A 21,399-nucleotide genomic window follows, 5' to 3' on the forward strand; every position below is an offset into this window, starting at 1 on the left:
CTTATTATCGGTTAATTCAAGACCGATTAAATCAAAGCCTTAAAATCTTTTGTTGGCAACTTCGTTGGTAACATTTAAAAGATTGTTTTTATATCTATTATTATCAATAGCTTGCGAAACGGTGTGATTCTCTCCCTCGGCACCACACTACACACATCCTAAGATTTTCACACCTTAACTGATCGATGAGCCATATCGATTTAATTGCTGTCTTTGGTAATATGGTGATCTTCAGATTGCGGTAAATCTTGATCCATCGCCTGGCAGTCACTGTCAGAATCAATGATGCCGGTATCGGTTAAGGGTAATAACCAATAACGCAGCGGGAAACGATCTTTAAATTGACACAGATGCTGCAATAAGGGTTTCACTTGAACACGGCTTAAGGCCACTTCTATACGAAAAAAATTTTGATAGCCGGCGACCTGTTCTTTAATGTTGTATTGATTGTGGCGACGGCTAAAGCCGGCCACCTTAGTCATGGTGAAACCGGAAATATCTTGATAAGCCATTAATACATCAACCAAGGTATTTTTCATGGATAAAGGAATAATGATTGTCAGTAATTGTGGGTCATTCATGAGGTTGTCCTGGATTCGATTCGGTAATATAAAAGTGGCAATAAATACAAAGTAATCAGAGTTGAGGTAAATAAACCACCGATTACCACAATGGCCAAAGGTTTTTGGATTTCAGCGCCCGGTCCGGTGGCCAAAACCAAGGGCAACAGACCAAATACCGCGGTGGTCGCAGTCATTAAAATAGGTCGCAGACGATCACCTGACCCCACTAAAACGCCATTTAATAACTCGCTGCTTCGAAAGCGGGTGTCTTGTAAATGCGACAGCAACACCACGCCGTTAAGAATGGCGATACCCAATAAGGCAATAAAGCCCACTGAGGCCGGTACCGATAAATATTCGCCACTGATAAATAAAGCCAGCACACCACCCATCAAGGCAAAGGGGATATTGGCTAAAATAAGCCCGGCGGTCATTAAGCTACCAAAGGTGCTGAATAAAATAATAACGATTAACAACAACACCAAGGGAATCACTGTGAGCAGATTGCGTGTTGCCCGCAGTTGGTTTTCGAATTCACCGCCATAGGTGATAAAATAACCTTCCGGCATGGTCAGGTTCTGGTCAACTTTTAATCTTATTTCTTCGACAAAGCCCACCAAATCCCGATCTTGCACATTGGCAGCCACCACTGAAAACCGCTCGCCATTCTCACGCTCAATAATAGCCGGGCCCACCGTGCGTTTAACCGTGGCAATATCCGCTAAGGTCACCAATCGATTATCAGGCAATAATAAGGGTAACCCTTCTAATTCGGCCACAGACGTAGGCCGTTCACCTTGATCACTGTCGTAAGCCCAGTAAATCGGGGTTTTTATTTTACCGTCAATTATGTATGAAAACGGTTCGCCGTCCACCTGTATCCGCAGTAGCTTGGCCAATTGTTGGTTGCTTAAACCAAATTGCTCAGCCAATTCGTTTTGCAGAGAAATACTGATGTAATCTCCGCCGTCTATCAAGGTCATTTGTACATCAACACTGCCTTCGATGGCTTTCACTTGATTTGAAATTTGTTCGGCCAATTGGGCCAGAACAGACGTGTCTTCACCAAACACTTTAATGGCCACGGTGCCGCTGCTACCGGTCAGCATTTCCGCTGAGCGCATTTGGATGGGTTGGGTGAAAGCGAAATTAATCCCCGGATATTGCAATAAAATGTCACGCATGGCGTCGATTAATTTGTCCTTGTCCTTAAAACGCCACTCATTCATTGGCTTGAGGGTCAGAAAAATATCTGTTTCATTTAAACCCATGGGATCTAAGCCCAACTCATCGGAACCGGTACGTGCCACAATTTGTTCAATTTCAGGGATTTCAGCCAATAAGTGTTTTTCTATTTCTTTATCCAGTTCTAATGAAGACTGTAAGTTAATGGTAGGCACTTTTTCCAGCTGAATAATAATATCACCTTCATTGAGTACCGGCATGAAGGTTTTGCCGATAAAGGTAAACAGCACCAGACTGGCGATAAAAACAAGGCTGATAATCGCCACAAACCAGCGTGGTGCTAACAGGGTTCTTTGTAATGAGCGTTGATAAACCTGTTGTAACTTGTTGAGGTATTTCGGTGGTTTGCTGCGTTTTTGCGTGATCACCCATGAAGCCAATACCGGCATCACCGTGATGGCTGTTAATAAAGCAGATAGTAAAGCAAACACAATGGTCAGGGCCACCGGGGTAAATAATTTCCCTTCTAAGCCGGTTAAGGTCAGCAAGGGTATAAAGACCACGATAACAATCAGGGTACCGGCGAAAACCGGTTTAACAATGTCACCTGTGGCACGATAAATTAAATGCAGTTTCGGTAAACTCTTGTCTTTTTGCAAAGCTGTGACTGTATTTTCGACCACCACCACCGCAGAATCCACCAACAAGCCGATGGCAATCACCAAACCACCCAAACTCATGAGGTTAGCAGTCAATCCAAACTGACGCATTAAATAAAAAGTGAAGATCACGGAAATGGGAATTGATGCCGCCACCACCAGAGAAGCTCGGAAATTACCTAAAAATAATGCCAATATAACTGCCACCAAAAAAATGGCCTGAAACAGGGCCGAACTTATGGTGCCAACAGCGGTATCAATGAGATCCTTCCGGTCATAAAAAATATTTATGTTAGTGCCTTCAGGCAAGGTCGCCTGAATTTGTGCTAATTTTTCACGTACAGCCGCCACCACTTCCGCGGTATTGCTGTCTTTTAAAGCCACCACCAAACCCTGGGTGGTTTCCGCGCCGTCTTTGGTAACACCACCATAGCGGGTTAACTGACCGCTGCTGAGTTGTCCTAAATCGGATAAACGATAGATACTGTTACCATTACTAATAATCAAACCAGCCACATCTTCAAGCTGATGCATACGGCCTTCGGTGCGGATGATCATTGATTCAGTACCCACATCCATACGCCCGACGGCACCATTGAGGTTACTCATGGCCAGACTTGCCTCGATCTGGTCAAGACTGATACCGGCCTGTCTTAGACGACTGAGATCGGGTGCAAATTGAATGGTTTTGGTTTGCCCGCCCAGGACATTAACATCCGCGACACCCGGCACCGTGCGTAAAGCCGGTCGAATTTGCCAATCCAGCAAATGCTTGCGTTGTTGCAGTGATAGCTGTGGATTTTCCACCGTGAACATAAACATTTCACTCAAGGGTGTACTCATTGGCGCCATACCACCGCTGATGCCTTCGGGCAGTGCACCCCACAAGTTCTGAAGTCGCTCACTGACTTGTTGTCTGGCCCAGTAAATATCGGTTCTTTCGGTAAAATCCAAAGTGATTGAAGTAATCGAATATTTTGTGGTGGAACGCAAAATCGCCTGATTGGGGATGCCTAATAACTCGGTTTCAATGGGTCGGGTAATTTGAGCCTCAATTTCTTCAGCAGTCATGCCCGGGGCTTTAATGATTAAATTAACCTGGGTGGCTGAAATATCCGGAAAAGCATCAATCGGCATATTTTTCCAGGCCAAAAAACCCATCAGCAAAGCAATACTCAACAACACACTGATAAATAAGCGCTGAGTCAGGGCAAATCTAACAAAAGCATTAAGCATTATTCGCCCCCCATACCCAACAGCAGCCCTTTTATGGCGGCCACTGAATGAATCAACAACGGTAACCCGGTGAGGTCTCTCTCGGCATGGAAGTAATAAAAATCAAGGTCCCCATGAATCACTGAAACCACTTGAGTTGTTAACATATTATCCTGTTTAATCAAGATCTGTGACTGTCCCTGAAAATCAAATAGGCTGCTTTTAGGCACTTGATAGGCTTGTTTTTGATAATGGGGTTTGGCTTGAATGTGTTGGCCGGGCAATAACTGACAGGCTGTTTTAATCGGTTCACTCCATATGTTGACAAAAAAACCATCACTGTCATGAGCCACTTGGTCCACCGTTAATTCACATAAATCGGTTTTTACCGAGGTAACATTCAAGGCGGTTCGGGTTGGTAAACTGAACTGTAAACGCAAAGCATCCCGGGCTAAGATTTGCCCTAAATAGAGGTTGTCTGATTGATCAAAGTTAGCAGGCGGTAAATAAATGCCGGCTTTGGGTGCTTTAACAAACACCTCATCGTCATCGACTGGCGTTTCCAGAAGCTGATAAAAGTGACGAAAATGCGCTAAAGCCATATTCTGTTGGTGATACCCTGTGACAATTTCCTGCCATTGGCTGGCGCTGATTTGTTTATTTTGCATCAAGCTTAAATTGTTCTGATAACGTTTATAGGCCAGGTCATAGAGTGCTTTTTGCGACGCATACTGGCTTTGAAAATGATGCACTTCGCTGCCTGAGAGCCTGAGTAAGCGCTGATCTTTATCAACTTCACTGCCGGCCGAGACCAAGACATCAATTTGCTGTGGCCGAAAAGGAGCTGTTATTTGATAACCTGCGCCGGGCAGATAGCTGACTTGAGCCGGTACCGGTTTTAAATCAAAACCCTGAACCTGCTTAATGGCCTGAAAGTCGAGGCTTAAAGCACCGAGTTTATCAAGTGATACAGAATCAGCAGATAAATTATTAAAAGTTAGAACACTTAGAAGAGCAAAAAATATTTTCATAATGGCAGACCTAAGGTTTGATTTTGACGCGCTTTGTTGCGCTCGATATACAGTGCATTCAGGCGAGCGGCTGACAAATCATCTTGCGCTTGAATCATTTGTTGAAGATACAGGGATTGATTGATTTCATTCATTTCATAGACCTGTTGTAACTGGGTCATTAACTGTTGTGCCAGTTCAGCCTGCTGCTCCAGTAATTCTTGTTGCTGTTGTAAGCGTCGCTGTTCGGATTGCAGTTGTAACCAGGTTTGCTTGATATCCGTATGGCTTTTCTGCAAACTCAGGCTGATTTCCTGTTGGCTGTTTTGCCAGCTGAGTTGATCGGCCTGAGATATCGTTTTCATGGCTTTAATCGGTATACTGACTTGTACACCCATTTGGTTTTCATGAAAGCCGATATCACGAACCTGCTTGGCCACCACCCCCAATTGCCAGTTTTGATGGCCGCTTGTGCTATTTTCATAGAGCAACTCCGCTTGATCCAATTGTGCCTGAAACAGTCTAATCTCGGGGTGCTCATTGATAGACTCTGAAAAATCAGTGGCGGTGGTTTCGCGGTAATTTTCGGGTAAAGCTGTGGTGCCGGTTAAAGCCTGATAGTGCTGATGGGCTAAATTAAGCTGTTCAGTGAACGTCTGAATTTCGATTTGGGTTTGCAGTATCGCATTTTTAATCATCACCCATTGTGTTTGCGATAATTGATTGGTGTCAGCCAGGGCTTCAGCACTGCGTTGCTGCTGTTGCAACCACTTAATTTTACCGTTGGCAATCTCTAACTGCTGTTCACTGATGATGCGTTGCCACAACACCTCTCTAATGAGACCGGACAGATACCAGCGATGCATGTGCTGTAGCTGTAGTTGTAACTGTTGATTCTGATTAGACAGTTGCTGATCCAGTTGTCGCCGGCTGCCGGATTTAATGGGCAATTGAACATTGACTTCATATTCAACTGGTGTTTGGCTGTCACTGCCATATAAACTGGTGAGTTGTAATGTGGGGGTGTCGCCGAGCCAACCTGAAACGAGCTCTTCTGTGGCTTTTAACGGATATAAGGTGTGGCTGTTCTGTTTTGTGTGTAGGATACTTTGGTCAAGTAATTGTTGCAAATTTGCAGGCGCCCCGGCCTGGGCCGTGCTTGGCTGTAGCCCGATAATAATAAAAACTATCATCAATCGTTGAAGTGTCATGGCAATGGTTATCGTAAAATAGTAAAATCAATATAACTTCTTGGCCGCCATATAACATCGGTCGGATGACCTATGCCTTCGTAAGCCACTGATTTAAAACAATAAATAAAATTAGAAAAATATGATTAAAGATAAATTGATTGCCTTTGGGCTGGTGCTTATTATGCTGCTTAATATGGCAGACTTAATTGCTGATATTCGAATGAATGTGGCTTTATGGCATATTCTGTCTGAAGCAATGATTGTCATGGTATCCGGCTTTCTGGCGGCTTATTTAATAATCGAAATGCGTCGTCGAAGCCGATCTCTGAAACAATTATCAAAAGAGCTCAAAGAAGCCCATCATCAACAGGCGCAGATTACTGAACAGTTTAAAACAGCGCGTCATGATTACTTTAAGGCGATAGAAAAACAGTTTAATGACTGGCAGCTCAGTCGCAGTGAACAGGAGGTGGCTTTGTTGATTTTAAAAGGTTTAAGCATTCCTGAAATCGCTATTATGCGATCAACCAAAGAAAAAACAGTCAGGCACCAGGCTTCTGCCATTTACAGAAAAGCGCAAATTGACGGCCGACACGAACTATCGGCCTGGTTTATGGAAGATTTTATCGCGGTCAAAGCCGCTTAGCCATTAATGACCTGTTTAAGTGGATAAACCATATTCTTAGTTAAAAATTTCATCCGGTAAATCATCACCGGCTTGAAGAATATGTTTATGGTGCTGTGCCAATTTAAAGTCCATGTCCTCTAAAATAGCACCAGAATCTGTCATATCCTGTAACCTGTTGACGGCATTCTTAACCAGATGATATCGGTCTAATTGGTTTAACACCAACATATCAAATGGTGTGGTGGTTGTGCCCTCTTCATTAAAACCATGGATATGAAAATTCTCATGACCCGGACGGTTATAAATAAGCCGATGTATCATCGACGGGTAACCATGAAAAGCCAAAATTACAGGGGCATCGCTTGAAAATATCTGTCGAAATTGATCATCGCTGATGCCATGGGGATGGGTTGTGTCCATGGCCAGCGTCATAATATCAACAACATTAACAAAACGGATGGACAAATCGGGTAATCGTTGATTCAATATTTTGGTGGCGGCCAACGCTTCAATGGTCGGTACATCACCGGCACAGGCAATAATCAAATCCGGTTTGGCCGAATCGGTATTACTGGCCCAGTGCCAAATCCCCAAACCCTGATCACAATGCTTTTGCGCCTCATCAATAGCCAACCATTGCGGTTGCAGCTGCTTACCGGCCACCACCACATTGATTTTATCGGTGGTTTGTAGAATTTTTTGGGTCACTGCCAATAAACAATTGGTATCCGGCGGAAAATACAACCTGACAACATTCGGTTCTTTATTGGATAAATGGTTGATAAAACCGGGGTCTTGGTGAGAAAAGCCGTTATGATCCTGACGCCACACATGCGAAGTCAACAAATAGTTTAACGACGGTATTGGTTGTCGCCAGTTGACTTTTTGGCTCGCCACTTGCAACCATTTAGCATGTTGCGTTGCCATGGAACTGACGATATTAATAAAGGCTTCATAACAAGAGAACAGACCATGACGGCCACTGAGCAAATAGCCCTCTAACCAACCCTGGCAGGTGTGTTCGCTTAATATTTCCATGACCCGGCCATCCATGGCCAAATCTTCATCACTGTCCAGTTGCTCGGCAACCCATGTTTTAGCAGTGACCTGATACAAATCATCAAGCCGGTTTGAGGCGGTTTCATCGGGGCCAAAAACCCTGAAATTAGACTCATTCAAGCGCATCACTTCAGCCAGATAAGTGCCCATCACCCGGGTGGCGCTGATTTTTTGACTGCCTCGGCTTTTTAAATCCACGGCAAAATCACCGACGCCGGGAATCTTCAAAGCTTGCATAAGCACACCACCATTGGCATGCGGATTACGCCCCATTTGTAAGCTGTCTTCGGGAATTAAATCGTTAATATCGGCAATGATACGGCCGGTTGAGTCAAAAAGTTGTTCAGGGTTATAGCTTCTTAACCATGCCTCCAATAATTCGATGCGCTCCGGAAATTGTCGCAATTCTTTAAAAGGCACCTGATGTGAGCGCCAGGAATCTTCCACCGGTAAATTCTCAAAGCTTTTAGGTCCGGTCCAGCCTTTCGGTGTTTTCATGACAATCATCGGCCAGATAGGTCGTTGCGTAATACCTTGAGTTCGCGCTTCCACTTGAATCTTTTGTATGCGGTTAACAGCCTGGATGAGTGCATCTGACATTAATTGATGAACCGCGTTGACATCGGAGGACTCGACCCATATGGGCTGGTAACCGTAACCCTTGAGCAGCTGGTTTAATTCTTTCTTGGGTATGCGGGCAAAAATAGTTGGATTGGCAATTTTATAGCCATTTAAATGTAATATCGGCAACACCGCCCCATCACTGGCCGGGTTAAGAAATTTGTTGCTATGCCAGGCAGCCGCCAGTGGACCGGTTTCCGCCTCTCCATCACCAATCACACAGGTGGCAATCAAATCGGGATTATCAAACACAGCACCAAAGGCGTGAGATAAGGCATAACCCAATTCACCGCCTTCATTAATCGATCCCGGAATTTCAGGCGCCACATGGGACGGTACGCCGCCGGGGAATGAAAATTGTTTAAACAGTCTTTTCAAGCCTGATTCATTCTGCTGAATAGCAGGATAATAATGACTGTAACTGCCTTCAATATAGGTATTGGCCACCAAGGCCGGGCCGCCATGCCCGGGTCCGGTGACATAAATCATATTCAATTGATGCCTGGCGATTAATCGATTCAGATGCGCATATATGAGATTTAAGCCGGGCGTTGTACCCCAGTGGCCCAATAATCTGGGCTTGACGTCTTGTCGGGTTAACGGTTGTTTTAGTAAGGGATTGTCAAGTAAATAAATTTGCCCTACTGACAGATAATTGGCCAATGACCAGTATTGGTTAAGGCTTGTTATGTCTTGACTTGATAAAGTACTCTTCCTAATGGTCATATTTTTATCCTGCTGTTAAGTGATTAAGTGTATCAATAGAATTGTTATTTTTTATAAAAATGCGCCACAAAAGGTTCGCGAAACCGCTGATGACAATTTAGACAGGTTTTTTGCAGCCTTGCAAATGCCTCAATAACCTTCTCCCCATTGTTATCCAGAGCGGCCTGTTTTAATGTTTAGGCCGCTTCTTGTGTTTTGTTATCAAAAGATCGAAAAGTACCCACATCGGTACCGGCGAAACGCAAAATACGCGTCTTTTCCATAAATGGAGGTTGTCGGTGCTCTCCAATCAAAGGTGCCATAGCGGCCACTTGCGACCATTGTTCACGGGCAATGGCAGCGGTTACAACCTCCATATGGTCACTCATCTCTTGCATAATTTGACGCAACGCCATGGATTCAGACTGGTTACTGTCCTGTGCCCAGGCCAGTGACCATAAAATGGTTATCAGCACAATGACAAATACCGGCTTTAATCGGCGCTTATAAAACATAACGTTGTCCTCAACTAAAATTCAATACTTAAAGCAATTGAACCATAACTGTGATTATTCAATTGCTCATCATATTCACGGGTACGGTAAACATGCATTACCGCCAATCGAAAACCATGACCGGCAATAAAACCCTGACCACTGATTCCCACGGCCGCTTGTGCAATCCATGGCCGTCTCGAAACACTGTGGCTGTCTTGAAACAAATTACCATCCAGAGAAAAGTCATAACCGACTGCCTTGGCTTCCAGGGTAACAAACAGGTGCATTCCGGGTGCCGGCCGGCTTAAATCAGAAATAGAATTATCGCCGTTATTTCCATGAGCGAAAGCCGATGGCGGACGATTTTCGGCACCTGGTCTGATTGGGTAACTGCCAAAATCGTTGGGCAGGTTCCAACCGATACGACCTTCGATACCGACTGTTGCCGAGGTTTCAATATTTCCCAGTCTAAGCCCCATTGAGCGAATCGAATCGACTGAAAAACCCGGGGTAACGGCACCGTCTTGATTCGATGATTTATATTTCCGGTCCAAAGCCAACTGCAAGGCCGGTTCATTTTCCAATTGGTTATCCCAACCGAGAAAACGCTCATCATCGAAGGCATCATGAACCAGGTTTTGTGCTTGTTCTGCCAATGATAAAGGTCCTATCACGCCGATGGTAATTTCACGGGTATCCAGCATATCAAGATTTGATTCGGGATTAAATTTTCGTCGGTTCCAGGCCATACCGGTATACAGCAACCCGGCATAAGGTCGATCATCCACAATTAAATCAGTGCGGGTAAAATCCTCCGGTGTGTACATCGACTGACCAAACCGAAACACCACATTCTGGCTATCCGCTGAATAATTCATATCATTCCAGAATCCGGGGTTCATCATTTGAATAAAGCGCATATACAAACGACTTGGCTTTGACAGGCACTCAGGCCGTAATTGACCGGGAATATCGTGCGAAACCATGGTGATTGACACACCATTGGTATAATCCTGATCAGTATCAGTAAACTTGTCATTTTCCAGTCGTATCGTACCACCGCGGAATTGAATTGTTTCTTCGGGCGCACAGGCCAGGTCAATATCCATATTTTCATCGGCGGCCACTGCCAACATCGACCACAACAGCATACTCATCGCGGCCATCAACTGCATTGGATAACAATAATTAAAGCGGTCGCAAAAAAATGAATAAAAACGAACCATGGCTACACGTCTAAAGTTTCTTCCTTCGGCGGTCTTCCCGCATAGAATCCTTCCAACACAGTCATGATTTCTTCGGCTGTGTCCACATAAGTCATTAACTGCTTGTCCTCAGCACTGATATAACCGGACTCAACCAGATAATCAAAATCAACCACACGTTGCCAATAGGATTTGCCAACCAGCACGATGGGAATCTCTGCCATTTTCCCGGTTTGTACCAAAGTCAGGACTTCAAACAATTCATCCAGCGTACCAAAACCACCCGGAAACACCACCAAACCTTTGGCACGCATCAAAAAATGCATTTTACGCACGGCAAAGTAATGAAACTGGAAAGCCAATTCCGGCGTAATAAACGGATTGGGTGTTTGTTCATGCGGTAAGGTAATATTTAACCCAATGGAACGTGCACCGGCTTCATAAGCACCGCGGTTAGCCGCTTCCATAATACCGGGACCGCCACCGGTCACCACCACAAAATCACGGTGGTGTTGTTCCTGAAATCGAGTTGAAATAATGTGTGAAAAACGCCGGGCTTCTTCATAGTACTGTGATTGCGCCAGTTGTTTTTTAGCCTCATCAAGCTGTCTCGTATCCGGGGCATCTGCCTGTTCTGATGCCGCACGTCTTTCAAGTTTATCCAGATTTTCTTGAGCCTGTTGTTGCGCGATGATTCGGGCACTACCAAAAACCACCACCGTTGAGCTAATCTTTTTTCGACGCAATTCCTGTTCAGGTTTCAGCAATTCCAGTTGTAATCGAATCGGCCGCAAATCGTCACTGTTGAGAAATGCGATGTCTTCATAAGCCAGCCGGTAAGCCTCACCCGACAATATGTTTTGCACAAGTTGCTTATGTTCTGCATGCAGTTTTGATTGATCAGACATGTTCACTCTCCTCGATTAATCAAGTTCATATTAGGGTCTTCATTGTTGCGAATCGATGAGGCCCATATCCCAACCGCCTCCCAGGGCTTTAAATAAAGCCACCAGATTAATCGCCGTGGCGGTGTGGGTTTGGGCATAGTTGTGTTCGGCTTCGCGTAAAACCCGTTCTTCAGTCAGCAATTCGGTTAATGCCATATCACCGGCCTGAAATCGTGCTTGGGCATGTTGGTAGCTGCGTCTGGCTGCATTCACTGCCAACTGTTGACGTTCAACAGCATCAAGACCAAGCAGATAGTCGCTAAGGGCACGTTCGGCATCACTCAGCGCGGTCAACACCGCTTGCTCATAAGCCAATGCGGCTTGTTGTTGGCGCGCTTCGGTGGCCCGGATTTCGGCACGCACCCGTCCACCATCAAACAAGCGCCAGGAAATCAACGGCACAAGTGAAAAAGTGGTGCTGTCAGAATCAAATAACTGGCTTGAGTCCAGGGATTGAAAACCACCGCCGGCGGCAATCGATAATTGAGGAAATAATTCAGCCGTGGCAACACCTATATCGGCCGTACTGGCAGCCAAACGCCGTTCTGCAGCCCGAATATCTGGACGTCGGCGCAATATATCAGCCCGTTCACCAACCGGTAACGCTGTTAAGGCAATCGCCGGTGCATCCATATTAATCAATGCCAATTCATGCTCAGGCGGCATCCCCAACAGCACACCCAAACCCAGAGCAGCGGCACGTATGCGTGCTTGAATACCCGGTAAACCGGCCTCAGCCACTGCCAGGCGTGACTGGTTGATGGCAATGTCCGCTTCTGCGACATCGCCCAATTCATAGCGTTTTTGCACCAGGTCTAAAGTCTGTTGCAATGTTTCTACGGAAGCTTGTCGGGCTGCCAGTTCCCGTTGTGCGCCTCTCAGCGTTAAATAAACCCGGGCCACTTCCGCGGCAACACTAATGCGAATATCAATGGCATCGGCCTGCGCAGCCTGAAGTCGCGCTTGTGCACTTTCAAGCGCACGACCGGTTTGACCAAACAAATCAATTTCCCAGGCCGCATCGAAGCCAATCTCATAAATGGTCTGATTACGATCAAGTCCCGGAATTGAGGCAATCGGTAACGGACCATGCTCACTTTGTCGTCGTCGTGCGACACTGCCTGAGGTGTCCACAACAGGCGCATAACCACCGGCTGCGCGGTCACGCAATGCCCGCGCCTCATTAATTCGGGCATAGGCTTGTCGCAAATTCAGGTTACTCGACAAGGCACCGGCCACCAGACGATCCAAAACAGGATCACCCAATGCCGCCCACCATTGTGCCCATTCAATTTGTCTGTCTTTGGCGTTCACCGACAGTGTCCAGCCATCACCGGTAGCAACGGCTGGCGGCTGACGATAGTCCGGCCCCACGGCACAAGCACCGAGCAATAAACTCGCTGCCAGGTAAAGCCCATGTCGCCCAAAATTTAAACCTTGTGTCATATTAATCACTCCAAAAATTATTCCAAACGACTGCGCACAAACACCACCGCCATGGAGAGTGTTACCAGTGCAATGATGACCAACGGCCAGGTATTGGCGATAATATCTGACGCCGGCATGGCTTTGAGGAAGGTTCCTTCTACAATCACCAAAAAGTGCTTCAGCGGAATCGCCTCGGCCAACCATTGCAATAAGGTCGGCATATTTTCAACCGGGGTGGCAAAACCGGACATCAAAACTGCCGGTACACCAATGGCAAAAGCCCCTAAAATGGCCTGTTGCTGGGTGGCAGAGACCGATGAAATCATCAGGCCGATACCCACCACAGATAAGATAAATAACAATAAACTTGGCATCAATAACCAAAATGAGCCCTCAAATGGCACCCGGAAAACAAACGCCGCGGCAGCAATCATCATCAACCCCAAAACCAATCCGATGGCCAAGGCCGGCATGGTTTTGGCCACAATGATTTCAAAGGTGGTGGTCGGTGATACCAGCAATTGATCAAATGTCCCCAGTTCCCGTTCCCGGGAAATGGACAAGGAGGTAATCATTAGCGCACTGAAGAAAACCAAAATACCCGATAAAGCAGGCACCACAAACCAGCGATAAATCAGATTTGGGTTAAACCAGTGGCGCACCACCACCGGATTGGCATGAACTGTGTCTCGTTGTACGGCAGCACTGACACCGGCGGCAATGGTATTCAGATAACCCACGGTGATCTGGCCGGCATTACTGCGACGACCATCCACGATAACCTGGACCGTACCAACTTTGCCTGCGGCAATGTCACGGGAAAATTCCGGACCGATATTAAGCGCCGCAATCACGGCACGACGATCAATCAAATCGCGTAAGGCTTCGGGGCTGTGTACCGTATGAATCTCATTCACAAAATCCGCCGCATCTATACGTGCCACCAGCTCATGGGACCAGTGACCGGCATCGCGATCATAAACAGCGATATCCGCATTACGCACTTCTAAGGTGGTGGCGAAGGTGAAAATTAACAACTGCATCAACGGTGGCACAAACACAATGATGCGACTGCGAGGATCGCGCAAAATACTCAATAATTCTTTCACAATCTGCGCCCTGAGCCGGGCATTAACAAATAGATTTAAAAAGCGACGCATTCTCTATGACTCCAAATTTTTACGGGTTTTGCGCTTGGCGATGGCAAAGAAGAACACCCCAATCGCCATCATGGCCGCCAAATCCGGTAAAAACACCGCCCACACATCACCGGCTAAAAACACCGTTTGCAAAGAAGACACAAAATAACGGGCCGGAATTAAATAGGTGATGGCTTGAATCGGCACCGGCATGGCATCAATTTCAAACAGAAAGCCGGACAACAAAAAGGCCGGTAAGAAACCAGAGAATAAGGCAATCTGAGAAGCCAGAAACTGATTTTTTGTCACCGATGAAATCAACAAACCCTGCCCCAAAGCCGGCACCAAAAACACAGCAGACAAGATTAATAACGCCGGTAACGAACCTCGCAGCGGCACATCAAAGACAAAAGCGGCCAGCGCGGCTGAAGCCAGGGTCGCTGCCATACCCAGGACAAAATAAGGCAATAATTTACCAATCAAAATCTCCACCACGGATGCCGGTGTCGACAACACCGCTTCCATGGTGCCCCGCTCCCACTCCCGTGCCACCACCAATGCCGTCAACATGGTACCGATAATGGTCATAACAATGGCAATGGCACCGGGCACCAGTGAGCGACGACTTTCCAATTCGGCATTGAACCAATAGCGCGGCTCCAGATTAATCACCGATACCGGTCTGCCGCTGTGGCGACTTGCCTGCCAGTTGAGCACCACGCCCTGTGCGTAATTGGCAACAAAGTTGGCGGTATTTGGCAACGAACCATCTGTTATCACCTGCACCACCGACTGCGGTTGACCTGATGTCAGGCGTTTCTCAAAATCCTGAGGAATCACCACATAGCCACGCAATTGACCGGACACCACCTGCTCAGCCACTTCCCGCCGATCCCGTGCCGGCGTCACCTTCAGATAACGGGTGCCGGCAAAGGCCGCTGCCAACGATTGCGCCGAAGCACTGTCAGATTCCAGTACCACCCCGATACGCACTTCACGGACATCCAGAGACACCGCATAAGCAAATAAAAACAGCAATATAATGGGTAGCACAAAGGCAATCAGAATGGTGGATGGGTCACGAATGGCTTGCAAACTTTCTTTTCGAACCAAGGCCATCAACCGCCGCCAGTCAAAGGCACGTTGGGCACGCTCATCTTGTATTAAATCTGCTTGAGAATCGACGGTTTTGGATGTCTGATCATTCATACAGCGGCCTTCGCGTCACGTCGCGCCTCATCGTCCAATTGTGCTGACTCCACCAGATGTATAAAAGCATCTTCCATGGTGGGGTCAGGATGTTTTTCATTAACGGCGCCCTGTTTCAGGGCATCGGGTGTATCCAGCGCAATCAGTCGTGCCCGGTACATCATCGCCACCCGATCGCAGTATTCTGCTTCATCCATAAAATGGGTGGTCACCATAATGGTCACACCTTTGCGTGCCAGACCGTTAATATGGGTCCAGAATTCGCGTCGGGTAATGGGGTCCACACCGGAAGTCGGCTCATCCAGGAACAACACCGGCGGCCGGTGCATCAAAGCACAGGCCAACGCCAGGCGTTGTTTATAGCCAAGTGGTAATGAATCCGGTGAAGTACTCAAATATTGAGACAAATCAAAGGTGTTAATCATCTCATCAATGCGTTGTCGCTTGATATCGCCTTCCAGCCCATAAACACCGGCGGAAAACTCAAGATTCTGTTGCACCGACAGCAAACCATATAAAGAGAACTTTTGCGCCATATAACCCAACTGGCTTTTGGCAGATCCGGTGGCATAACGTAAATCATGTCCAACCACCTGCGCCTCGCCTTCGGTCGGTTTAAACAAGCCACAGAGCATCTTAAAAGTGGTTGATTTACCCGCTCCATTGGGTCCGAGCAGACCAAATATTTCACCTTTTTGCACCTCGAAACTGACATCGTCTGTGGCGGTAAAATCACCGAAACGTTTGGTTAAGTTGCGACAAGAAACGGCCACATCCGAACCCAGTTCAACCGCATCAATACGCTCAGCCAGCGCCGAAGTGCCACCGGGACCGCCGCCCAGTAAATCAATGAATGCATCTTCAAATCTGGGTTGAACCAGAGTCAGGCTGGCACCCACGTCATCGGCCAGTGCTTTAATTTCCCGGGTGTTGGCATCCTCACGTAACACCACCCGCACCGCATCACCCTGAATCACACCGTCACCGACACTGGCTAAATTAAGTGCCTTGGATAACACCGCGCGGCGTTCAGTGCCAACCTGTTCCAATCGATAACTGCGTTCCTTAATTTGATCGGTTAGTTCCTGTGGTGGACCATTAAATTCAAGTTTGCCTTCATTTAATAACAACACGCTTTGACAGCGCTCCGCTTCATCCAGATAGGCTGTTGACCACACCACCGCCATGCCATCGTCGGTTAATTCCTGTACCATACGCCACAAATCCTGACGACTCACCGGATCAACGCCGACACTGGGCTCATCCAACAACAATACCTTGGGTTTTGCCATCAGCGCACAAGCCAGTCCCAGTTTTTGTTTCATACCACCGGATAACTTACCAGCCAAACGTTTGGTAAACGGCCCAAGCCGGGTGAAATCCAGCAAACTGTCAAATATATCACCATGCTGATCAGCATCCATACCACGCAATTGTGCGTATAGACGCATGTTTTCCATCACCGACAAATCTTCGTAAAGACCAAATCGCTGCGGCATATAACCGCTGACAATATGAATGGCTTCGTTGTCATCCACCACGTCAAACCCGGCCAGCGTTACGCGACCGCTGTTAGGTACCAATAAGCCGGTCATAATACGCATCAAGGTGGTTTTACCAGCACCATCAGGGCCCACCAAACCGGTTAACCGACCATATTGGATTTCGGCACTGAAACCATTGAGCGCTTGCACCTCGCCAAAACGCTTCACCACATCTTCGATCATCACTGCGGCATTATTTTTACCCAATCGGCGAAAAACATCACTTGTGATGGCGGTACTCATGACATGATTAACATTTGACATAGTTATTGCCCTGATACCGATTTATTACCGCTCTGATCCACTTCAACCGTAACCGGCATACCCTGACGCAAATCTTGATTGGCATCCGTGACGGTAATTCGTAAGCGGTAAACCAGATCCGTGCGCAAATCTGTGGTTTCAACCGACTTCGGCGTAAACTCGGCTCGCGGCGAAATAAACCCAATCTGACCCTGATAAGCCTGATCAGATGAATCGGTGAATACCCGCACCTGAGTACCCGGGGCAATATGACCCAGATTCGGCTCGCTGACATAGGCGCGCACATAAACCGGATCGCGCAAACTTAAACTATAGACCGTGCTGTTACTGGCCACCATACTGCCCGGTTCGCGCACACGCGCCAAAACCGTGGCATCACTGGGCGCCACCAAATCAGTATCGGCCAGCGCCGTTTCAGCTTGTGCCACCGCCGCTTGCGCCACCGCCACCCGCGCTTCACCGGCAGCAATGTCTTCATCCCGAAATCCGGCTTCTACCAATGACAAGGCGGCTTTTGCTGAGGCCAGATTGGCCGCCGACTGATTACGCATGGCCAGCGCCGCGTCCACTGCCCGTTGACTGGTGGCACCGGATTCAAGTAACGCACTTTGACGCTGATAATTGCGTTCCGCCTCATGGTAATTTGCCTGCGTCTGCGCGACTGTCGCTTCTGCCTGCAGAACCTCCTGCGGCCGGTTGCCGCTGTGAAGCTTATCCAACTCTGCCTGGGCGGCTTGTAATTCGGCTTTGGCAGCCGCCAGTTTATCCCGATAAGGTCCGGCATCTAGCTGCGCCATAATCTCACCGGCGTTCACTTGATCGCCCTCATCAAACAGCATCTCGGTTAATCGACCGGGTTGACGAAAAGCCAGTTCCACCTCACGAATGTCCACATTGCCATATAAACGCAAGGTCGAGTCATCGTTTTGTTCACGTAATAAGAACCACCACACCGACACGGCGGTGACAGCTATGATAATAAGAACCAAGAGTATGCGGCCTTTTTTACCGCCGGATTGTTGCGTATTCATCGTTGATTGTCCCATTGAATGCTGACGTTAACCGATTGAGCACTGGGCTTAATCGGACTTGTTGGTTTCTGTTTGGGTATGACTTGGGCACCGATAGTAATGGGCATAACACCATCATCGCCCCAGCCATACAAATGTTCAGCCAAATATTGTTTGGCCTGCCAGTTCACTTTTCTTTTGTTGTTCATAATCGTTTCCTGTCAATCAGCTATATTCAGCTGTTTGTTGATAAATGAGTGTCACACCATGACTTCCTGTCCGGGCTCGGGCACTGATACCTGCCAGCCATGCGCCTGCCGTAAGCTTTCGGCAAAATCTGTGGCCGCTGTTTGCTCGCCATGAACCACAAACGTATGTTGTGGTGGCCGTTGAAAATGACCGGTCCAGGCCAATAAAGCCGGCAAATCAGCATGCGCTGATAAACCGCCACCAACGGTATAAACCGAAGCATGCACCGGAATCTCATCACCAAAAATACGCACCTGTTTAGCACCATCAACCAAAAGCCGACCCAATGTCCCCTGAGCCTGAAAGCCAGTGATTAAGACACTGCACTCTGCCCGCGGTAAGTTATACCGTAGGTGATGAAGTATCCGTCCTGCAGTACACATGCCACTGGCAGAAATAATGATGGCACCGGATTGAATTTTGTTTAACGCTTTTGATCCGGCCACACTTTCAGTGAAATGCAGAAACGGAATGTCCTTGCCCAAACTGTGCCAGCCTGCCAGGTTTTTGGTCGCTTCATCAAATAAGCCCATATGTTGTTGGGTAATACGGGTCACTTCTGTGGCCATCGGCGAATCAACAATGACTTTCAAATTATGTAAGCGTCCTGCGCGAGACAAGCGATGTAAATGATATAAAACTTCCTGAGTACGACCGACAGCAAATGCCGGGATGATTACGTTGCCACCTTTCTTATTCAGCGTGTTATCAATGGCATCAACCAACTCGGCTTCAATGGTTGCCATATCTTGGTGGACGCGGTTACCGTAGGTCGATTCAATAAAAAGAATATCTGCTTCTTCAATAATGGTTGGGTCACGGACAATCGGTCGCCCCGGTTGACCCAAATCACCACTAAAAACCAATTTACTGGTTTTGCCTTGTTCCGACACCCAAACTTCGATAATAGCTGAACCCAGAATATGACCGGCATCTCGGAATCGACAGCGCACCCCATCGAATGGAATGACTTCCTGGTCATAGTCATGCGATTTAACCTGGCTCAAACAACTTTGGGCATCTTTCTTCGTGTATAAAGGTGCCATCACCGCACTCTGCTGGTGTGAAGTATTGGCGTGACGTATGCTACGCTCATAATCACTTTCTTGAATATGGGCGCTATCGAGCAACATCACTTGAAGTAAATCGGTGGTCGCAGTGGTGGTGTGAATGGCCCCTTTAAAGCCTGATTTGGTGAGCTTAGGCAATAGGCCACTGTGATCAATATGAGCATGCGTCAGTAACACAAAGTCGATGGATTTTGCATCAAATGCAAACGGCTCATGGTTGCGAGCCGATGCTTGACGACCACCCTGATACATACCACATTCAACCAAAAAACGGGTGCTTTCGGTTTCCACCATAAAACATGAACCGGTGACTTCCTGGGCGGCGCCATGAAATGTAATTTTCATGGTGACGCTCCACCTAGCTGACGCTTTCTAATTTGCTGCCAGGCAATCACCGCAATCGCGGCCCATATCGCCGTACGAAGACTCATGGCAATCACCGTCCGTTGAGCAAAGGCGCCACCCAAAGCAACATGCAGTCCAAAAGCGGCAAACACAAACGCTGTTGCGGCTGCCAGGCTAACCGCCAACCAAACCGCCCAAGGTTTTTGTAACCACAAGCCGATTCCGGCCAGAATATAGAAGAAACCGGCGATAAAGTTAAACCACAGTACAAAAGGTACATAATCACCCGCGGCACTGACAGCGGCTTCATTGCCATATAAAACCAGACCACCTTCTTTAACCGTCATCAGGCCAAAGGCTACGGCCACTAATGCGACCAGCCATATCCAAAATTTGTGCGTTTTTTCTGCTGACATAACCATTCTCTTATCTAAAATTGATATTATGATAGTGAGTACTCACTATCTTTAATCTTTCTGATTGTTTTGTCAAGCAATTTTATTTATTTAAGTCATGATTAATCTATCCGAGAAGTGCTGAGAGCAGCACAGCTTAAGACGACTCCATGGATGGGGAAGTTAGAATCGAGATTGGATCAGAGATCGAAGTATAAGTGATGCACGTTAAGGGCGTGAGTGTACAACCGCTTGCGCCCCATGAACATCCGTTTGTTTATGGGTTTATAGTAAGGACTGTCGGTACACATTAAAGACCGCTTCTGCCTGCGCCAACATATCCTGTCGATCTGCCGCCAGCATTGATTGCATCACCAACCCCTGAATACTGCCAATAAATAACAGCGTTGCCGCCTCAATGTCTAAATTTGGATTGAGCTCACCACGTTCTTTCCCTGTGCGCATGATATCCTGTAATAAATCAGCATACTGGGCGATTAGTTGCTTTACCATCTGTTTGGGTACGCTGTTTTTGTCATGTTGCAGCTCACCAAAGAGTATGCGTGGAATTCCCGGATGCTTACTGACAAAAGAAATATGGGCTAAAAACATAGACTGTAATTTGTCTATGGCCGAATCTTCTGATTTGATGGCTTTATGAATATGCTTCATTAAGCGCTCGGCCACCCAACCCATGACCCCGGAAAAAATAGATTCCTTGGTGGGGAAATGCCTGAATATCGCGCCTTGCGTTAAACCCATTTTATCGGCGAGAGCCTGGGTGGTGATGGCATTGGGGTTCTGTTCGCCTGCTAAATCTATCAGGGTCTCAACGGTTTCAAGGCGTCGTTGTTCAGCGGTTTTATTTTTTGTTCTGGAAGTCATGACAGTTTAGATAGTAAGTGACCACTATCTTCTCATATTTTTATGCCACTGCCAATCATTAGTTTTCTTAGCTGAATTATCTTTCCTCAATTCGGATAATAAGTGCAATTTCCTGAGGAGGTCGGTTAACTGGTATAGTTACTGATTTTTCTCACCAAAAGGAAAATGCAATATGAGCTATAAACAGTTAACCGAAACAAAACGATATCAGATTTACAGGCTAAAGAAAATGGGTTTCACACAAAAGATTATAGCCAAAGAACTTGGCAGATCACCTTCGACCATTTCTCGTGAAATATCCCGTAATACAGGCAAAAAGAATTACCGGCCTAAGCAAGCCCAACAGATGGCTGAAAGTCGTCGTAAGAACGCCC

The 21,399-nt window shown here is 47.0% G+C and carries 19 protein-coding genes; 2 read left to right on the forward strand and 17 right to left on the reverse strand.

Features of this window, described 5'->3' with window-relative positions; genetic code table 11:
- Nucleotides 1-200: 200 nt before the first annotated feature.
- The 4 genes from OS173_RS12060 to OS173_RS12075 are packed head-to-tail and all read right to left on the reverse strand — an operon-like array spanning nucleotide 201 to nucleotide 5,843.
- Nucleotides 201-581 (reverse strand): DUF3240 family protein, encoded by a 381-nt coding sequence (locus OS173_RS12060; protein ID WP_267184547.1) that lies wholly within the window; start codon nucleotides 579-581, stop codon nucleotides 201-203.
- Entirely contained in the window at nucleotides 578-3,643 is a 3,066-nt protein-coding gene (locus tag OS173_RS12065; RefSeq protein ID WP_267184548.1) for an efflux RND transporter permease subunit, read from the reverse strand. Before OS173_RS12065 ends, OS173_RS12060 begins: the two co-directional genes overlap by 4 nt.
- Complete coding sequence (locus OS173_RS12070) at nucleotides 3,643-4,653, reverse strand: efflux RND transporter periplasmic adaptor subunit (RefSeq protein ID WP_188365370.1); 1,011 nt, start codon at nucleotides 4,651-4,653, stop codon at nucleotides 3,643-3,645. The genes OS173_RS12065 and OS173_RS12070 overlap by 1 nt, the downstream gene beginning before the upstream one ends.
- The gene (locus OS173_RS12075) at nucleotides 4,650-5,843 is read right to left on the reverse strand and encodes a hypothetical protein (RefSeq protein ID WP_267184549.1); all 1,194 of its coding nucleotides are present in this window, start codon (nucleotides 5,841-5,843) and stop codon (nucleotides 4,650-4,652) included. Before OS173_RS12075 ends, OS173_RS12070 begins: the two co-directional genes overlap by 4 nt.
- A 121-nt stretch (nucleotides 5,844-5,964) precedes the next feature.
- Between OS173_RS12075 and OS173_RS12080 the strand changes: the two genes are divergently transcribed.
- Entirely contained in the window at nucleotides 5,965-6,471 is a 507-nt protein-coding gene (locus tag OS173_RS12080) for a helix-turn-helix transcriptional regulator (protein ID WP_229728305.1), read from the forward strand.
- A 36-nt stretch (nucleotides 6,472-6,507) separates the two neighbouring features.
- Here the strand turns inward: OS173_RS12080 and OS173_RS12085 are convergent, their stop codons facing one another.
- The 13 genes from OS173_RS12085 to OS173_RS12145 form a co-directional block, all read right to left on the reverse strand.
- Nucleotides 6,508-8,859 (reverse strand): phosphoketolase family protein, encoded by a 2,352-nt coding sequence (locus OS173_RS12085; protein WP_267184550.1) that lies wholly within the window; start codon nucleotides 8,857-8,859, stop codon nucleotides 6,508-6,510.
- Nucleotides 8,860-9,035: 176 nt separating this feature from the next.
- A complete protein-coding gene (locus tag OS173_RS12090; RefSeq protein WP_267184551.1) occupies nucleotides 9,036-9,353 on the reverse strand; it encodes a hypothetical protein in 318 nt (105 codons plus the stop codon).
- Nucleotides 9,354-9,367: 14 nt separating this feature from the next.
- Entirely contained in the window at nucleotides 9,368-10,510 is a 1,143-nt protein-coding gene (locus OS173_RS12095; RefSeq protein WP_267184552.1) for a lipid A deacylase LpxR family protein, read from the reverse strand.
- A 53-nt stretch (nucleotides 10,511-10,563) separates the two neighbouring features.
- Nucleotides 10,564-11,448 carry an LOG family protein gene (locus tag OS173_RS12100; RefSeq protein ID WP_188365375.1) on the reverse strand — a complete coding sequence of 295 codons (885 nt, stop codon included), beginning with the start codon at nucleotides 11,446-11,448 and terminating at the stop codon, nucleotides 10,564-10,566.
- A gap of 39 nt (nucleotides 11,449-11,487) precedes the next feature.
- Nucleotides 11,488-12,933, reverse strand: a complete 1,446-nt coding sequence (locus OS173_RS12105) for an efflux transporter outer membrane subunit (RefSeq protein WP_267184553.1) — start codon at nucleotides 12,931-12,933, stop codon at nucleotides 11,488-11,490.
- A gap of 17 nt (nucleotides 12,934-12,950) precedes the next feature.
- Nucleotides 12,951-14,075: an ABC transporter permease gene (locus tag OS173_RS12110; RefSeq protein ID WP_267184554.1), complete on the reverse strand. Its 1,125-nt coding sequence runs from the start codon at nucleotides 14,073-14,075 to the stop codon at nucleotides 12,951-12,953.
- A gap of 3 nt (nucleotides 14,076-14,078) precedes the next feature.
- Nucleotides 14,079-15,263, reverse strand: coding sequence for an ABC transporter permease (locus tag OS173_RS12115; protein ID WP_267184555.1), 1,185 nt, complete (start codon nucleotides 15,261-15,263; stop codon nucleotides 14,079-14,081).
- Nucleotides 15,260-17,050, reverse strand: a complete 1,791-nt coding sequence (locus OS173_RS12120; protein ID WP_323373190.1) for an ATP-binding cassette domain-containing protein — start codon at nucleotides 17,048-17,050, stop codon at nucleotides 15,260-15,262. Before OS173_RS12120 ends, OS173_RS12115 begins: the two co-directional genes overlap by 4 nt.
- 23 nt (nucleotides 17,051-17,073) lie before the next feature.
- Nucleotides 17,074-18,102, reverse strand: coding sequence for a secretion protein HlyD (gene hlyD, locus OS173_RS12125; RefSeq protein ID WP_267184557.1), 1,029 nt, complete (start codon nucleotides 18,100-18,102; stop codon nucleotides 17,074-17,076).
- Entirely contained in the window at nucleotides 18,099-18,290 is a 192-nt protein-coding gene (locus OS173_RS12130; RefSeq protein WP_267184558.1) for a hypothetical protein, read from the reverse strand. Before OS173_RS12130 ends, hlyD begins: the two co-directional genes overlap by 4 nt.
- Nucleotides 18,291-18,341: 51 nt before the next feature.
- Nucleotides 18,342-19,745 (reverse strand): MBL fold metallo-hydrolase RNA specificity domain-containing protein, encoded by a 1,404-nt coding sequence (locus OS173_RS12135; RefSeq protein ID WP_267184559.1) that lies wholly within the window; start codon nucleotides 19,743-19,745, stop codon nucleotides 18,342-18,344.
- Nucleotides 19,742-20,161 carry a hypothetical protein gene (locus tag OS173_RS12140; protein WP_267184560.1) on the reverse strand — a complete coding sequence of 140 codons (420 nt, stop codon included), beginning with the start codon at nucleotides 20,159-20,161 and terminating at the stop codon, nucleotides 19,742-19,744. Before OS173_RS12140 ends, OS173_RS12135 begins: the two co-directional genes overlap by 4 nt.
- 264 nt (nucleotides 20,162-20,425) lie before the next feature.
- Entirely contained in the window at nucleotides 20,426-21,025 is a 600-nt protein-coding gene (locus tag OS173_RS12145; RefSeq protein ID WP_188365383.1) for a TetR/AcrR family transcriptional regulator, read from the reverse strand.
- Nucleotides 21,026-21,197: 172 nt separating this feature from the next.
- Between OS173_RS12145 and OS173_RS12150 the strand changes: the two genes are divergently transcribed.
- Nucleotides 21,198-21,399 (forward strand): helix-turn-helix domain-containing protein (locus OS173_RS12150; protein WP_267184561.1); only part of this gene is annotated, 202 nt, incomplete at its 3' end.

Origin of the sequence: Marinicella gelatinilytica, assembly GCF_026410405.1 — a bacterium.
GTDB classification, from domain to species: domain Bacteria; phylum Pseudomonadota; class Gammaproteobacteria; order Xanthomonadales; family Marinicellaceae; genus Marinicella; species Marinicella gelatinilytica.

Excerpts from the sequence above, each read along its gene's own strand:
- OS173_RS12060 (WP_267184547.1), bottom strand. The coding sequence starts at position 581 with ATGAATGACCCACAATTACTGACAATCATTATTCCTTTATCCATGAAA.
- OS173_RS12065 (WP_267184548.1), bottom strand. The coding sequence starts at position 3,643 with ATGCTTAATGCTTTTGTTAGATTTGCCCTGACTCAGCGCTTATTTATC.
- OS173_RS12070 (WP_188365370.1), bottom strand. The coding sequence starts at position 4,653 with ATGAAAATATTTTTTGCTCTTCTAAGTGTTCTAACTTTTAATAATTTA.
- OS173_RS12075 (WP_267184549.1), bottom strand. The coding sequence starts at position 5,843 with ATGACACTTCAACGATTGATGATAGTTTTTATTATTATCGGGCTACAG.
- OS173_RS12080 (WP_229728305.1), top strand. The coding sequence starts at position 5,965 with ATGATTAAAGATAAATTGATTGCCTTTGGGCTGGTGCTTATTATGCTG.
- OS173_RS12085 (WP_267184550.1), bottom strand. The coding sequence starts at position 8,859 with ATGACCATTAGGAAGAGTACTTTATCAAGTCAAGACATAACAAGCCTT.
- OS173_RS12090 (WP_267184551.1), bottom strand. The coding sequence starts at position 9,353 with ATGTTTTATAAGCGCCGATTAAAGCCGGTATTTGTCATTGTGCTGATA.
- OS173_RS12095 (WP_267184552.1), bottom strand. The coding sequence starts at position 10,510 with ATGCAGTTGATGGCCGCGATGAGTATGCTGTTGTGGTCGATGTTGGCA.
- OS173_RS12100 (WP_188365375.1), bottom strand. The coding sequence starts at position 11,448 with ATGTCTGATCAATCAAAACTGCATGCAGAACATAAGCAACTTGTGCAA.
- OS173_RS12105 (WP_267184553.1), bottom strand. The coding sequence starts at position 12,933 with ATGACACAAGGTTTAAATTTTGGGCGACATGGGCTTTACCTGGCAGCG.
- OS173_RS12110 (WP_267184554.1), bottom strand. The coding sequence starts at position 14,075 with ATGCGTCGCTTTTTAAATCTATTTGTTAATGCCCGGCTCAGGGCGCAG.
- OS173_RS12115 (WP_267184555.1), bottom strand. The coding sequence starts at position 15,263 with ATGAATGATCAGACATCCAAAACCGTCGATTCTCAAGCAGATTTAATA.
- OS173_RS12120 (WP_323373190.1), bottom strand. The coding sequence starts at position 17,050 with ATGAGTACCGCCATCACAAGTGATGTTTTTCGCCGATTGGGTAAAAAT.
- hlyD (WP_267184557.1), bottom strand. The coding sequence starts at position 18,102 with ATGAATACGCAACAATCCGGCGGTAAAAAAGGCCGCATACTCTTGGTT.
- OS173_RS12130 (WP_267184558.1), bottom strand. The coding sequence starts at position 18,290 with ATGAACAACAAAAGAAAAGTGAACTGGCAGGCCAAACAATATTTGGCT.
- OS173_RS12135 (WP_267184559.1), bottom strand. The coding sequence starts at position 19,745 with ATGAAAATTACATTTCATGGCGCCGCCCAGGAAGTCACCGGTTCATGT.
- OS173_RS12140 (WP_267184560.1), bottom strand. The coding sequence starts at position 20,161 with ATGTCAGCAGAAAAAACGCACAAATTTTGGATATGGCTGGTCGCATTA.
- OS173_RS12145 (WP_188365383.1), bottom strand. The coding sequence starts at position 21,025 with ATGACTTCCAGAACAAAAAATAAAACCGCTGAACAACGACGCCTTGAA.